The following is a 13303-nucleotide window of genomic DNA, read 5'->3' on the forward strand; positions in this document are numbered from 1 at the left end:
CGGCCGGCTCAGATCGTGGGCGTCTCCACGTGCCGGCCGAAGACGCCGGCGAGCGTGGTCATGGTCTCGCCCAGGGTGGCGTAGGTGCGCACGGCGTCGATGATCGCCGGCACGAGGTTCACCGTGGGGTCGGCGGCGTCGGTGGCCAACCGGGCCAGCGCGGCGTCGACGGCCGCCTGGTCCCGCTCGGCCCGAACCTGCTGGAGCCGCTTGACCTGGCGACGCTCGTCCTCGGCGGTGATCTGCAGGATCTCGATGGGGTCCTCGTCGGCGTCGGTGAAGCGGTTCACGCCCACCACCACGCGGCGGCCGGCGTTCAGCTTGCGCTCGAGCTCGTACGCCGAGTCGGCGATCTCGCCCTGGAACCAGTTCTCCTCGATCCCCCGGATCGCCCCCTCGAGCATCGAGCCACCGCCCAGCTCCGCGAGGTGGGCGAAGACGTCCTCGGCCCGCCGCTCGAGTTCGTCGGTGAGCTCCTCCACGAACCAGCTGCCGCCCAGCGGGTCGGCCACGTTGGCGACCCCGGTCTCGTGGGCGATCACCTGCTGGGTGCGCAGGGCGATGCGCGCCGCCTTCTCCGTGGGGAGCGCCAGGGCCTCGTCCATCGAGTTGGTGTGCAGGCTCTGCGTGCCACCCAGCACGCCGGCGAGGGCCTCGATCGCGGTGCGGACGATGTTCACCTCGGGCTGCTGGGCGGTGAGCGACACCCCGGCGGTCTGGGTGTGGAACCGCAGCTGCAGCGACCGCGGCTCGGTGGCCCCGTAGCGCTCGGCCATCCAGCGGGCCCAGATGCGCCTGGCCGCCCGGTACTTGGCGATCTCCTCGAAGAAGTCGATGTGGGCGTTGAAGAAGAAGCTGAGCCGCGGCGCGAAGGCGTCGATGTCGAGCCCGGCCCGCAGCGCCAGCTCCACGTAGGCGAAGCCGTTCGCCAGCGTGAAGGCCAGCTCCTGCGCGGCCGTCGAGCCCGCCTCCCGGATGTGGTACCCGGAGATCGACACCGGGTGCCAGCGGGGCATCTCGACGGCCGCGAAGCGGATCGTGTCCTGCACCAGGCGCATGCTCGGCCGGGGCGGGAAGACAAACTCCTTCTGGGCCTGGTACTCCTTCAGGATGTCGTTCTGGAGCGTGCCGCCGAGGCGGGCCCGGGGGATGCCGGCCGCCTCGGCCTGGGCCACGAACATCGCGAACACGATCGCTGCCGGCGAGTTGATCGTCATGGACGTGGTGGTGGCCGCCACGTCGATGCCCCGGAACAGGTCCTCCATGTCGGCCAGCGTGTCGACCGCGACGCCGCAACGGCCGACCTCGCCCTCGGCCAGGGGATCGTCGGAGTCGAGGCCCATCAGCGTGGGCATGTCGAAGGCGGTGGACAGCCCGTCACCGCCGTTGCGCAACAGCTCCTTGAAGCGCCAGTTGGTGTCCTCGGCGGTGCCGAAGCCCGCGAACATGCGCATCGTCCACAGCTTCGAGCGGTACATCGAGGCGTACGGGCCGCGCGTGTAGGGGGCCACGCCGGGGAACTCGCCGTCGTCCGGCCCGTAGACGGCCCGCAGCGGCACGCCCGACATGGTCTCGGCGTCGGCATCCCGCCGCGGGGCCGCGTCGAAGGCCTGCTGCCACTGCTCTCGCCTGCTGGGTTCGCGCCCGCTCATGACACCAGAATAGTTAGACGTCAAACTATTCGTCCAACGTCGCCCGCTCGGGCACGAAGTCCCCGGCGTCGCGGCGCAGCGGCCGCAGCAGGTCGGTGATCCGCTCGGCGTCGGAGCCGCTCAGCGGCCCCAGCCCGAAGCGCACCTCCTCGAGCGCGGCCGTCGCCCGCTCGACCACGCGCCGGCCGGCGGGAGTGATCTCGGCGAGCGTCGTCCGGCCGTCGGTGGGGTGAGCGACCCGGCGCACCAGCCCCTGCGACTCGAGCCGGTCGACCGCGTTCGTGACGCTTGCCGGGTGGACCATCAGCCGCCGACCCATCTTGCCCAGCGGGAGCGCGCCCCGCCGGCTCACGTGCAACAGCACCAGCGCCTCGTAGCGGGCGAAGGTGAGCCCGAGCGGCCGGAGGGCGGCATCGATGCGGGCGAGCAGCACCTGCTGGGCGCGGAACACCGACGTCACCGCAGCCATGGCGTCGGCCTGGTGCCACCGCTGGCCCCACTGCCGCCGGGCCTCCTCGATCGGGTCGAACGGCAGCGGGGCACCGCGGGCCATGCGGTGCACGGTAGCGAGCCGTACGCTCGGCCGATGGCCTCCGACATCGACGTCGCCACTGCCGACCACCTGCTCACCACCACCCGCGCCGTCCGCAGGCGGCTCGACCTCACCCGCCCGGTGCCCCGTCCGCTGGTGCTCGAGTGCCTCCGTGCCGCCATCCAGGCGCCCACCGGGGGCAACGTCCAGCGGTGGCGCTGGCTCGTGGTGGACGACCCCGACCTCAAGGCCGGTCTGGCCCGCGTGTACCGCAAGGCCTTCGAGCCGTACATCGAGGTCCAGCAGCGCCTCGTCGCGGAGGTCGGGCGCACCGACCGGTCGACGGCCGCGGTGATCGCGTCGGCGCTGCACCTGGCCGAGCACCTCCAGGACGTGCCCGTGCTGGTGATCCCGTGCACGCTCGACCGGCTCCCGCCCGACGCGTCCGTGGCTGCGGCCGCCAGCTCGTACGGCTCGATCCTGCCCGCGGTGTGGAGCTACATGCTGGCCGCCCGGGCACGGGGCCTCGGCACGGCGTGGACGACCCTGCACCTCGAGCACGAGCAGGAGGCCGCCGAGCTGCTCGGCATCCCGCCCACCGTCACCCAGGTCGCCCTCATCCCCACGGCGTTCACGGTCGGCGACACCTTCAAGCCGGCCACCCGGCGCCCGGTCGAAGAGGTCACCTACTGGAACGGGTGGCCGCGGCGAAGCTGAGCCCGAGCCGCACGGCCCTGTGGCGCCGTCCCGCTCAGCGGGCCCCGGCGGTCCGGGTGCGGCGGCCGACGCGACCATCCGGCGGGGCCGGCCCGGGCTCCGACGACACCAAGGTGCCCAGGATCAGGCGCTTCATCGCCTCGGTGGCGCGGGCATGGCGCTCCGGGTTGCCGGCCTCGTTGGCGAAGCGGGCGAGGCCGGCGGTGAGCGCCAGGATCATGTCGACGACCGTCGACGGCTCCACGCCCTCTGCGAGCTCACCCCGGGCCTCGGCCCCCACCACGAGCCACTCGAAGAAGGGGCCGGCCCGGTTGAGGGGCCCCACCCGGGTGGCCAGCTCCGGATGGCGCTGCACCTCCGCCGGCACCGAGACCAGGAAGCCGGCGATGGAGGCGTCGAGAGTGTTGAGGCGCACCGCGCAGTCGAGCATGGCGATCAAGCGGTCGAGGAAGCCCTCGTGCGGAGCGACGGCCTCCTCGAAGGCGCCGAACACGGTGTCCTGCACCTCCTCGAAGACGGCCACGAACAGGTCGGCCTTGGCATCGAAGTAGTGGTAGATCGCACCGGTCGTGATGCCGGCGGCCGCCGCGACCTCCTTGTTGGTGGTGGCGTCGTAGCCGAAGGTGGCGAAGATCGGCCTTGCGGTGGCCACGATCCGCGCTCTCGTCTCGGCGCTGCTCGTCGCCGGCGGCCGCCCGAGGCGCCGCGGGGCGGCCGCCACCGTCAGGCCTTCGACCGAGGGCTGCGGGGCGCTCCGGCCTTCCCGACCCCACCGGGGTCGACGATCATGCCGAAGCGCAGCCGGTTGTGGGCGTGCGCCAGGTGCTGCCAGGAGAAGGCAGCCCGGAACGCCGTGTACTGGCCCTGCGCCTCGAGCGTCTGGTTCACCGACTCCTTGGCCGCCTGCAGGGCGAAGCTGGGCTTCGACGCGATCCGCGTGGCCAGCGCGAGGGTGAAGCCGGCCAGCTCGTCGCGGGGCACGACGTGGTTCACCATCCCGCACCGGTGCGCCTCGTCGGCCGTGAGCCAGTCGCCGGTGAACAGCAGCTCCTTCGCCTTGCGGGGCCCGAGCTCCCAGGGGTGGGCGAAGTACTCCACGCCGTTCACGCCCATCGCGACGGTCGGGTCGGCGAACAGCGCGTCGTCGGCCGCCACGATCAGGTCGCACACCCACAGCAGCATCAGCCCACCGGCGATCGTCTTGCCCTGCGCCGCGGCGATGGTGGGCTTGGGCAGGTTGCGCCACCGCCAGCACATGGCCAGGTACACCTCGGACTCGTAGGCGAGGTAGCCCTCGACCCCCTCGCGGTCGTAGGGGCCGACCGGGTGCACGGGCGGGAACTCCCGGCTGCTCTCCGTGTCGCGCAGATCGTGGCCGGAGCAGAAGTGTGGCCCGTCGGCGTCGAGCACGATCACCTTCACCGTCGGGTCGCGCACGGCCCGCGAGAAGGCGTCGTCGAGCTCGTAGGTCATCCGCTTGTTCTGGGCGTTGCGGGCCTCGGGGCGGTCGAGGGTGACGCGGGCGACCACGTCCCCCTCCTCGCCGGTGGGGACCAGCTCGTAGCGGATCGTGCGGTACTCGGGATCAGGCACGGGCGGCGACCTCGCTCGGGGTGACGGACAGGTGGAGCTCCCACGATCCTCGCAGCACCATCGACTGCTCGGCCCGGAGGACCGCGTCGGAGGGGAGCTGGCGTTGCGGCGCGGCAGCGCCCACCGTGGAGTGATCGCTCACCGCCGGGACCCCCCTCCGCGCGGTCGGTACTCGATCCGTCAGTATCTATCAGTGCCCGCCCCGGGTGTCGAGGGTCGCGACCCACACCCCACCAGCGCCCGGCGCGACCCGGACCACCCCCCACCCGTCTCCATCGCGCCCACGACACGCCACCAGCGCCCGGCGCGATGTGGACCACCCCCCCACCCGCCTCCATCGCGCCCACGACGCCCCACCAGCGCCCGGCGCGACCCGGACCACCCCCCACCCGCCTCCATCGCGCCCACGACACCCCACCAGCGCCCGGCGCGACCCGGACCACCCCCCACCCGTCTCCATCGCGCCCACGACACCCCACCAGCGCCCGGCGCGATGTGGACCGAACTCGGTGGCGCGCCGCGCCTGGCTCCGGCAGGCTCCGATCCGTGACCGCCGCGCTCGAGCGGGCACTCGCCGACCTGTCCGCCTCCCAGCACGGCCTGTTCCACCGGGAGCAGGCCCTCTCGGTCGGCTTCACCTCGAGGATGGTCACCTACCGCCTGGCCGAGCGATCGTGGAACGAGATCGACCTCCTCGTCTACCGGCGGGCCGGCACGCCGGCCCCTCCCGAGCAGCCGGCCATGGCCGCCGTCCTGGCCTCGGGGGGCGTGGCGTCGCACCGCACGGCGGCGGCGCTCCACGGCCTGCTCGACCGGGTCACGTCCCGGCCGGAGGTCCTGGTCCCCCCCGGCCGCTCCTACCGATCGCCCCTCGGTCTCGGTCATCGCACCGCGCACCTACCCCCCGAGCACGTGACCACCGTGGCCGGGATGCCCACCACCACGGTCCTGCGAACCCTCACCGACCTCGGCCGCGTGGTGACGACCGCGCAGCTCGAGCGGGCCGTGGAGCGGGCCCTCTGCGACGACGCCGTCACGATCGACGAGCTCACCGCGGCGGCCACCGCCGACGCCCGGGGTCGCCCCGGCGTCGCCCGGCTCCGACGGGTCCTGGGCCTCCGAGGGCCGGGCGCCCCACCGACCGAGAGCGAGCTCGAGACCCGGTTCCTGCAGCTGCTGCGGCGGGCGGGGCTCCCTGAGCCCGTCCGCCAGCACGAGGTGGTCCTGGGTGGCCGCCGGCTGCGGCTGGACTTCTCCTACCCAGGCTGGCGGATCGCCCTCGAGGTGCTGGGCCGCAGGTTCCACCAGGGCGGCCGGGCCTTCGAGGTCGATCCCGCCCGCCGCAACCTGCTGAACCTGCACGACTGGCTCGTGCTCGAGTTCACCTGGCACCGCATCCACCTGGAGCCCGACGAGGTGATCGCCGAGCTCTGGCGCGCCGTCGCGGCGCGCACCCGGCGGGGCGCCTGATCGCGCCATCGCCGTCTCACCCGTCGCCAGCGCGCGCCAGACCCCGTGGCCCACCCGCGCCTCGCGCTCACGACGCCTCATCCGTCGTCGGCGCGATGAAGACGGTCGGACCCGGCGCGGCCAAGACGGTGGGGGCCCGGCGCACGGGTGCCCAGCGACCCCGCGAACCCCCTCCCGCCTCCCCCTTCCCTCCCCGGATCAGGTGTCGGTGTCGGTGTCGGCGCGCCGGGTGACGAAGCGCTTGAACACCGTCACGTCACGGCGCACGTGCACCTGACAGGCGAGGCGCTCACCGGCCACCGGGTCGCCCCGCCAGCGGACCCGGTCGAGGGCCTCGCGCTCGTCGGGCCGCATGGGCGAGAGGGCGTCGGCGTCGGCCGGATCCACCTCGATCCAGCAGCGCGTGCAGATGGCCGTCCCCTGGCACACCGTGGGCCAGCGCCAGCCCGCGGCCTCGGCCGCCTCCATCAGGGACAGCGCGCGGGGCACCGGGATGTCGACCCCGAGCGGCTCGAGGTGCACCACCGGGTCCGGCGCCGCCGCCTCCGGGTCAGCCACCGATCGTGCGGTCCGAGCCCCAGTACGGAGCACGGAGCGTGCGCTTGCTCAGCTTGCCCATCGTGGTGCGGTGGAGGCTGTCGACCAGGTCGACCGACCGCGGGCACTTGTAGTGGGCCAGGCGCTCCCGGCACCACGCGATCAGCTCGTCGGGCGCCGGCGGCGAGGCCGGGTCGGCTGCGACGACGAGGGCCTTGGCCTCCTCGCCCATCTCCGGGTGGGGCACGCCGATCACGGCCACGTCGACCACGCCGGGGTGGGTGATCAGCACCTGCTCGGCCTCGGCCGGATAGATGTTCACGCCACCCGACACGATCATGTCGCTGAAGCGATCGGTGATGAACACGTAGCCGTCGTCGTCGACGTAGCCGATCTCGCCGAGGGTGAACACGCCGGGGCGGAGGTGCGCGGCCTCCGACCGATCGGGGTCGTTGTGGTACACGACGCCACGGCCGGTGGTGTCCTCGAAGAACAGCCGCCCCTCGGTGCCGGCCGGCACCTGGTTGCCGTCGTCGTCGATCACGAGCACCTCGAACGGTGGGCTCGGCCGGCCGACCGATCCGGGGTGCTCGAGCCACTCCGGGCTGGTGATCGAGCAGGTGGTGCCCACCTCGGTGGCGCCGTAGGCCTCGAAGAGCACCGGTCCCCACCACTCGATCATGCGGCGCTTCACGTCGACCGGGCAGGCCGAGCCGGTGTGGGCGACCAGGCGCAGGCTCGAGACGTCGTAGCGCTGCCGGACCTCGTCGGGGAGGGCCAGCAGCCGCACGAAGTGGGTGGGCACCATCACCGTCGTCTCGACCCGGTGCTCCTCGATGGCGCGCAGCGTCGCCTCGGCGTCGAAGCGCCCCAGCACCACCACGGGGATCCCCGCGGCCAGCAGCCGGAAGCCCGACAGGGGGCCGGTGTGGTACATCGGCCCCACGACCAGGTGCGTCCCGAAGCGGGCGAAGGCGTTCTGGGCCAGGTTGGCCACGTGCTCGGCCACGGTGGCCCCGCCTGCGAACATGGTGGGGGGCAGCTCGGTCCCCTTGGGCCGCCCGGTCGTGCCGCTGGTGTACAGCAGGTGCGGGCGGGGCACGACGTCGGGCGGCACCCCGCCGGGAGGGGCGGTCTCGAGCCAGCGCGCCCACGGGGTCACCCCCTCGGTCGGGGGCAACCGCCACCCGATCACGGTGGCCACGCCCGCCCTCGCCGCGGCGGCCAGCCCCACCGAGGCGGTCTCCGGCCCGACGAACAGCACCCGGGTGCCCGAGTCGTCGAGGATGTACGCCACCTCGTCGGCCGTGAGGTGGAAGTTCACGGGCACCGTCGAGCAGCCGGCCAGCAGCCCACCCAGATGGGCGAGCACCGTCTCGGCCGCGTTCTCGGCGTACACCGCGACCCGGCGATCGGGCCCCAGGTCGGCGGCGCGCAGCCCGGCGGCGACCCGGTCGAGGGCGAGGTCGACGTCTGCCCAGCCCCAGCCGCCCCGCTCGTCGCGCAGCGCCGTCTCGTCGGGCCGCTCCACGGCCAGGCGGCCCGCGACCAGTGCCATGCTCCCCGTCCCCCCTAACTGACCGGTGAATATCCTAGGTCCATGCCGCCGCCCCCCGACCTCGACACGTTCCGGGCCGAGGCCCGCGCCTGGCTCGACGCCAACGCCGAGCGCAAGCCCGAGGTGACGACGGCCGACGACGAGGTGGGGTGGGGAGTCGGCGACGACGACGTGGCCGTGTTCCTGAACCTCGGCGAGGAAGAGGAGCGGGCCCGCATCGAGGCGGCGCGGGCCTGGCAGCAGGCCAAGTACGACGCCGGCTTCGGCGCCATCTCCTGGCCGGTGGAGCACGGCGGCCGGGGCCTGCCCGTGTCGTACCTGCGGGCGTTCAACCAGGAGGAGGCCCGCTTCGTCACGCCGAACCCGGGCGAGCTGTTCCCCACGTCGATGGGCCTGGTCGCGCCCACCATCGCCGCCTTCGGCACGCCCCAGCAGCGAGACCGGTTCCTCCGCCCGATGCTGCGCGCCGAGATCCTCGCCTGCCAGCTGTTCTCCGAGCCGGGCGCCGGCTCCGACCTGGCCTCGCTCGCATGCCGGGCCGAGCGCGACGGCGACCAGTGGGTGCTGAACGGGCAGAAGGTGTGGACGTCGGGAGCCCGCTTCGCCCAGTGGGGCGAGGCCCTCTGCCGCAGCGACCCGTCGCTCCCGAAGCACACGGGCATCACCGCCTTCCTCGTCCCCCTCGGCGCACCCGGCGTCGAGGTCCGCCCGATCCGCCAGATGACCGGCGGCTCGAACTTCAACGAGGTGTTCCTCACCGACGTGCGGATCGCCGACGAGCTCCGGCTCGGTGCCGAGGGCGAGGGATGGCGCGTCGGCCTCACCACGCTCGGGTTCGAGCGCGACCACTCCGGCGGTGGCGGCCCCGCGGGCGGCGGCTTCACCCGGGTCCTCGCCCTCGCCCGCCACCTCGGCCGGACCGACGAGCCCGTGGTGCGCCAGGCCCTCGCCGGGCTCTACGCGCGCCAGCGGCTGATGCAGCTCACGACCCGCCGGGCGGCGGCGGCCCTGCGGGCCGGCCAGACGCCCGGGCCCGAGGGCTCGCTCGGCAAGCTGCTGTGGACCGAGGGCATGCGCCGCACGTCCGACGTGGTGTCGTTGGTGCTCGGTCCCCGGCTGGTGGCCGACACCGGCGAGTGGGGCACGTACGCGTGGGCCGAGCAGGTGCTCGGGGCGCCCGGCTACCGCATCGCCGGGGGCTCCGACGAGATCCAACGCTCGATCATCGGCGAGCGCGTCCTGGGGCTCCCGAAGGAGCCGCAGGTCGACAAGGGCGCGCCGTTCGCGGCGAGCCGCAGGGCGGGCTGACGGCCGCGGTCAGGTCTCGATCTCGCCGATCTGGGTGCCGACCTCGTACGTCTCGCCCGCCACGCCGGTGAGGTGGACCACACCCGACGCCGGCGCCTCGATGTCGTTCTCGACCTTGTCGGTCTCGAGCCGGTAGAGCGCCTGGCCGGCCTGCACCTGCTGGCCGTCGACCACCATCCACTCGACCAACGTGCCCTCGGTCATCGACACGCCGAGCTTGGGGATGTTGATGGGGACCGCCATCAGGCGTCGAGGTAGGTGTCGAGCACCTCGTGCAGGTGGGTGATGCGGATCTCCTGGCGGGACACGGTGATCGAGTCGAGGCCCTTCGAGTGCAGGCCCCTCTGGACGCCTGGCAGGTTCTCCATGTCCTGGTCGAGCACCAGCCCGAGGCTCTCCTCGCGCTCGCCGATCACGCGGTGCGGGGTGCGCATGGCGGCCCGCTGGTCCTCGGGCACCCAGCGGTAGGTGGCCACGTGGAACCAGCTCGTGTCCGGGTCCTGCCAGTCGGGGAGGATCCGGAAGAACAGGAAGTTGCCGGCGTGGATGTTGAACACGAGGTTCGGGAAGATCGTGTAGTGCCAGTCGTCGACCATCTGGTCGTCGTGGAGCCCGGAGTAGTCGAAGCCCTGGCTCTCGCCGTAGCCGCGGAAGAGCTCGACGAAGGTCTGCCGCGTCGTCTTGGTGGCGTCGGGCAGGCGGAGCTCGCCACCCTCGTCGACGAACAGGGCCAGCAGACCCCCGGCGCCCTCCACCCGGCTGGTGCCCTTCTCGCGGCGAACCGACTGGCCGAACGAGGCCAGGTACGCCTCCAGCACCTCGAGCTCGTCGACGTGGCCCAGGCGGGGGCTGGCGACCGCGAAGGGCACGATCATGCGGCTGTGCTTGGCGAGCGTCTCGTAGTACGTGTGGATGTCGTCGAGCATCGGTAGCAGCTGCGGGTGGATCCCCATGGTGTGGTACACCTCGAGGAACGCCTCGACGACCACCTTCCAGTTGGCTGACACGGGCATCGACACGTTGATGCCCGACGGGATCATCTCGTCGAAGTGGTACGGGTCGAGGTGCTCGGGCACGGGCGACAGGAACTCGAGCAGCGGCTCGGCCGCGGCCGCGACTGGGTCGGGGTGCACGAACACGAAGCCACCCCAGGTGTCGACGGCCACCTCCGGCAGCCCGTAGTCCTCGTCGTCGATGCCGATGAACAGGTGCCGATCGGGGATGTCCTTCAGGGTCCCGTCGGTGTTCCACGCCCACAGGTGGTAGGGGCAGCGGAACTCGCCGGCCGATCCGCACTCGTCGCGGCGCAGCACGTTGCCCCGGTGGCGGCACACGTTGTGGAACGCCTTCAACCCGCCGTCCGCCTGGCGGACGATCAGGAACGACTGGTCGGCGACGTCGTACCGCACGTAGTCGCCGGCGGCGGGCAGATCGTCGTGGCGGCACGCCATCTGCCAGACGTTCAGCCACATCTTCTCGATCTCGCGCCGGTGGAACTCGGGCGAGGTGTACCGGAACGTGGGGATGCGCGTCTGCTCGACCGTCATCTCCACCTCCGCCGGGGGCACCGCCCCGCGGGGCACCTCGAAGGAGTACGGCTGGTCCTGCGTGTCGGTCGTGACGGCCATGCGACGGATCCCCCCTGCGCGTCCGGTCGCGCGATGCAACCAGTATCTGACCCGCCGGTCAATTAGTGCCGGCCGACCGTCACCCCACGGCCCGGAGCACCGCGGCGGCGATGCGGTCCTGGGTGGGCAGGAAGGCTTGCTCGAGCTGGCGGGCGTAGGGCACGGGCGTGTTCATCCCGCCCACCCGCTGCACCGGGGCGGCCAGGTCGGCGAACAGCTCCTCGTGGATCCGGCTCGAGAGCTCGGCGCCGAACCCCGCCCGGGTGACGGCCTCGTGCACCACCACCGCCCGCGTGGTCTTGGCGACCGAGCCCAGCATCGTGGCCTCGTCCAGCGGCACCAGGCTGCGGAGGTCGACGACCTCGCAGCTGACGCCCTCGCCGGCCAGCCGATCGGCGACGGCCAGGCAGTCGGCCACCTGGCGGCCGTACGACACCAGGGTGACGTCATCGCCCTCGCGCCGCACCGCGGCCACCCCCAGCGGCACCCGGTGGTCGCCCGGCGGCACCGGTCCGGTCACCGCGTAGTACAGCAGCATCTGCTCGACGAAGAGCACCGGGTCGTCGTCGAAGATCGCCGACAGGAGCAGGCCCTTGGCATCGGCCGGGGTGCTGGGCACCACCACCTTCATCCCCGGCGTGTGGACGAGCCAGGCCTCGAGCAGCTCCGAGTGCTGGGCGCCGAACTGCATGCCTGCGCCCGCCGACGTGCGGATGACCAGCGGCACCGTGGTCTGGCCGCCGGACATGTAGCGGATCTTGGCCGCGTGGTTGGCCAGCTGGTCGAGGCACACCGCCAGGAAGTCCATGATCATGATCTCGGCCACGGGGCGCATGCCCGCGATGGCGGCGCCGGTGGCGGCGCCCACGATCGCCTGCTCCGAGATCGGCGTCTTGCGGACCCGGTGGGTGCCGTACTTCTCCGACAGGCCGTTCGTCACCTTGTAGACGCCACCGCTGGGCTCGGCGATGTCCTCCCCGAGGAGGAACACCGAGTCGTCGAGGCCCAGCGCGACGTCGAGGGCCTGGTTGACGGCGAGGGCGAACGGCAGCGTGGGTGCGGCCTCGGCCGCGCCCGGGTCGACCGCGGTCATCGGGCCACCTCCGCGAACACGTCGGTGAACAGCTCGGAGGCGTCGGGCGGGGGGCTCGCCAGCGCGAACTCGACGGCGTCGTCGATGGCGGTCGCGGCCCGGGCCTCGATGTCGAGCAGCTCCTCCTCCGAGGCGTGGCCCTCGGCCACCAGCCAGGCGCGGTAGCGGGGCACCGGGTCGGCCTCCATGGCTGCGGCCCGCTCCTCTGTGGGCATGTACTCCATGGCGTCCCCCAGCAGGTGGCCCCAGAACCGGTACGTCACCGCCTCGAGCAGGGTGGGCCCGCCGCCGGACCTCGCCCGGGCCACCGCCTCGCCCGCGGCCCGCCACATGGCGATCGGGTCGTTGCCGTCCACGGTGACGCCCGGCATCGAGTAGGACACGGCCCGGTCGGCGATCCTCGCCACGCTCGTGCCCTCGGCCAGCGGGGTGTGCTCGGCGTACTGGTTGTTGTGGCACACGAACACCACCGGCAACGCCCAGACCGAGGCCAGGTTGAGTGCCTCGTGGAATGCCCCGATGTTCGACGCGCCGTCGCCGAAGCTCACCACGGTCACCTGGTCGGTGCCCCGCAGCTGCGACGCCAGGGCCAGCCCGTTGGCGATGGGGAGCCCGGCCCCGACGATCCCGGTGGTGACCATCACCCCCGAGGCCGGGTGGGTGATGTGCATGGGCCCGCCCTTGCCCTTGCAGGTGCCGGTGGACCGGCCGAGGAACTCGGCCCACAGGTCACGCAGCGGCACCCCCTTGGCCAGGTGGTCGTGGAGCCCCCGGTACGTGGTGACGAGATGGTCGTCGGCGCGCAGGTGCGGCACGACGGCGGCGGGGATCACCTCCTGGCCACGGGGCGAGTAGTAGATGAGCGAGATCTGGCCACTCATCAGCATGGTGCGGAACCGCTCGTCGCACTGCTTGATCGTGCTCTGGATCTCGAACATCCGCAGCAGCGTGTCGCGGTCGGGAAATGCGTCGCTCACGGTCCCCCCCGTTCGTGCCGAGCCGGCGTCGGCGCCCGTGCACCTATCAGCCGGTCAGTTTCCTAGCAGCCGGCGCCGCCGCGGCGCACGAGCCCGCCCGGCCGAACGGCCCACGGGGCCGGGACGCCGCTCTACAGTGGCCCGGTCGCACGCCACCCCGCCCGAGCGGGGAGCCGGGAGGTCCACCCATGAGCGCCACCGACGACCCGACCCAGCCGGAAGCCGGTTCGGGAGCCAC

At 72.9% G+C, this 13303-nt stretch carries 14 protein-coding genes; 3 read left to right on the plus strand and 11 right to left on the minus strand.

The window, feature by feature from the left end:
• Window positions 1-8: 8 nt before the first annotated feature.
• Both IPM45_06095 and IPM45_06100 read right to left on the minus strand, forming a co-directional pair.
• The gene (locus tag IPM45_06095) at window positions 9-1652 is read right to left on the minus strand and encodes a methylmalonyl-CoA mutase (GenBank protein ID MBK9179138.1); all 1644 of its coding nucleotides are present in this window, start codon (window positions 1650-1652) and stop codon (window positions 9-11) included.
• Between the two features lie 25 nt (window positions 1653-1677).
• Window positions 1678-2205 (minus strand): MarR family transcriptional regulator, encoded by a 528-nt coding sequence (locus tag IPM45_06100; protein ID MBK9179139.1) that lies wholly within the window; start codon window positions 2203-2205, stop codon window positions 1678-1680.
• A gap of 45 nt (window positions 2206-2250) precedes the next feature.
• Between IPM45_06100 and IPM45_06105 the strand changes: the two genes are divergently transcribed.
• The gene (locus IPM45_06105; GenBank protein MBK9179140.1) at window positions 2251-2901 is read left to right on the plus strand and encodes a nitroreductase family protein; all 651 of its coding nucleotides are present in this window, start codon (window positions 2251-2253) and stop codon (window positions 2899-2901) included.
• 34 nt (window positions 2902-2935) lie between these two features.
• Here IPM45_06105 and IPM45_06110 read toward each other — a convergent pair whose 3' ends face one another.
• The 3 genes from IPM45_06110 to IPM45_06120 all read right to left on the minus strand — a co-directional run bounded on the left by IPM45_06110 (window position 2936) and on the right by IPM45_06120 (window position 4636).
• Window positions 2936-3553, minus strand: a complete 618-nt coding sequence (locus IPM45_06110; GenBank protein ID MBK9179141.1) for a TetR/AcrR family transcriptional regulator — start codon at window positions 3551-3553, stop codon at window positions 2936-2938.
• Between the two features lie 71 nt (window positions 3554-3624).
• Window positions 3625-4470: an enoyl-CoA hydratase gene (locus IPM45_06115; GenBank protein MBK9179142.1), complete on the minus strand. Its 846-nt coding sequence runs from the start codon at window positions 4468-4470 to the stop codon at window positions 3625-3627.
• 16 nt (window positions 4471-4486) lie between these two features.
• A complete protein-coding gene (locus IPM45_06120; GenBank protein ID MBK9179143.1) occupies window positions 4487-4636 on the minus strand; it encodes a hypothetical protein in 150 nt (49 codons plus the stop codon).
• A gap of 404 nt (window positions 4637-5040) precedes the next feature.
• Between IPM45_06120 and IPM45_06125 the strand changes: the two genes are divergently transcribed.
• On the plus strand, window positions 5041-5964 hold the full coding sequence (locus IPM45_06125; protein MBK9179144.1) for a hypothetical protein: 924 nt from the start codon (window positions 5041-5043) through the stop codon (window positions 5962-5964).
• 198 nt (window positions 5965-6162) lie between these two features.
• On the opposite strand, the gene IPM45_06130 is transcribed toward IPM45_06125, so the two are convergent.
• Both IPM45_06130 and IPM45_06135 read right to left on the minus strand, forming a co-directional pair.
• Entirely contained in the window at window positions 6163-6486 is a 324-nt protein-coding gene (locus IPM45_06130) for a (2Fe-2S)-binding protein (protein ID MBK9179145.1), read from the minus strand.
• Between the two features lie 28 nt (window positions 6487-6514).
• The gene (locus IPM45_06135) at window positions 6515-8059 is read right to left on the minus strand and encodes an AMP-binding protein (GenBank protein MBK9179146.1); all 1545 of its coding nucleotides are present in this window, start codon (window positions 8057-8059) and stop codon (window positions 6515-6517) included.
• A 42-nt stretch (window positions 8060-8101) separates the two neighbouring features.
• On the opposite strand from IPM45_06135, the gene IPM45_06140 reads away from it, so the two are divergent.
• Entirely contained in the window at window positions 8102-9367 is a 1266-nt protein-coding gene (locus tag IPM45_06140) for an acyl-CoA dehydrogenase family protein (GenBank protein MBK9179147.1), read from the plus strand.
• Window positions 9368-9376: 9 nt separating this feature from the next.
• On the opposite strand, the gene IPM45_06145 is transcribed toward IPM45_06140, so the two are convergent.
• The 4 genes from IPM45_06145 to IPM45_06160 all read right to left on the minus strand — a co-directional run bounded on the left by IPM45_06145 (window position 9377) and on the right by IPM45_06160 (window position 13026).
• Window positions 9377-9610, minus strand: coding sequence for a biotin/lipoyl-binding protein (locus tag IPM45_06145; protein ID MBK9179148.1), 234 nt, complete (start codon window positions 9608-9610; stop codon window positions 9377-9379).
• Window positions 9610-10995 carry an aromatic ring-hydroxylating dioxygenase subunit alpha gene (locus IPM45_06150; GenBank protein MBK9179149.1) on the minus strand — a complete coding sequence of 462 codons (1386 nt, stop codon included), beginning with the start codon at window positions 10993-10995 and terminating at the stop codon, window positions 9610-9612. Before IPM45_06150 ends, IPM45_06145 begins: the two co-directional genes overlap by 1 nt.
• A gap of 79 nt (window positions 10996-11074) precedes the next feature.
• Window positions 11075-12088 (minus strand): alpha-ketoacid dehydrogenase subunit beta, encoded by a 1014-nt coding sequence (locus tag IPM45_06155; GenBank protein MBK9179150.1) that lies wholly within the window; start codon window positions 12086-12088, stop codon window positions 11075-11077.
• Window positions 12085-13026 (minus strand): thiamine pyrophosphate-dependent dehydrogenase E1 component subunit alpha, encoded by a 942-nt coding sequence (locus IPM45_06160; GenBank protein ID MBK9179151.1) that lies wholly within the window; start codon window positions 13024-13026, stop codon window positions 12085-12087. Before IPM45_06160 ends, IPM45_06155 begins: the two co-directional genes overlap by 4 nt.
• Window positions 13027-13303 lie beyond the last annotated feature (277 nt).

This window comes from Acidimicrobiales bacterium (genome assembly GCA_016716005.1).
GTDB lineage: Bacteria > Actinomycetota > Acidimicrobiia > Acidimicrobiales > JADJXE01 > JADJXE01.

What these genes read in the sequence shown, in the direction of transcription:
- IPM45_06095 (MBK9179138.1), bottom strand. Translation starts at nt 1,652, where the DNA reads ATGAGCGGGCGCGAACCCAGCAGGCGAGAGCAGTGGCAGCAGGCCTTC.
- IPM45_06100 (MBK9179139.1), bottom strand. Translation starts at nt 2,205, where the DNA reads ATGGCCCGCGGTGCCCCGCTGCCGTTCGACCCGATCGAGGAGGCCCGG.
- IPM45_06135 (MBK9179146.1), bottom strand. Translation starts at nt 8,059, where the DNA reads ATGGCACTGGTCGCGGGCCGCCTGGCCGTGGAGCGGCCCGACGAGACG.
- IPM45_06140 (MBK9179147.1), top strand. Translation starts at nt 8,102, where the DNA reads ATGCCGCCGCCCCCCGACCTCGACACGTTCCGGGCCGAGGCCCGCGCC.
- IPM45_06145 (MBK9179148.1), bottom strand. Translation starts at nt 9,610, where the DNA reads ATGGCGGTCCCCATCAACATCCCCAAGCTCGGCGTGTCGATGACCGAG.
- IPM45_06150 (MBK9179149.1), bottom strand. Translation starts at nt 10,995, where the DNA reads ATGGCCGTCACGACCGACACGCAGGACCAGCCGTACTCCTTCGAGGTG.
- IPM45_06155 (MBK9179150.1), bottom strand. Translation starts at nt 12,088, where the DNA reads ATGACCGCGGTCGACCCGGGCGCGGCCGAGGCCGCACCCACGCTGCCG.
- IPM45_06160 (MBK9179151.1), bottom strand. Translation starts at nt 13,026, where the DNA reads ATGTTCGAGATCCAGAGCACGATCAAGCAGTGCGACGAGCGGTTCCGC.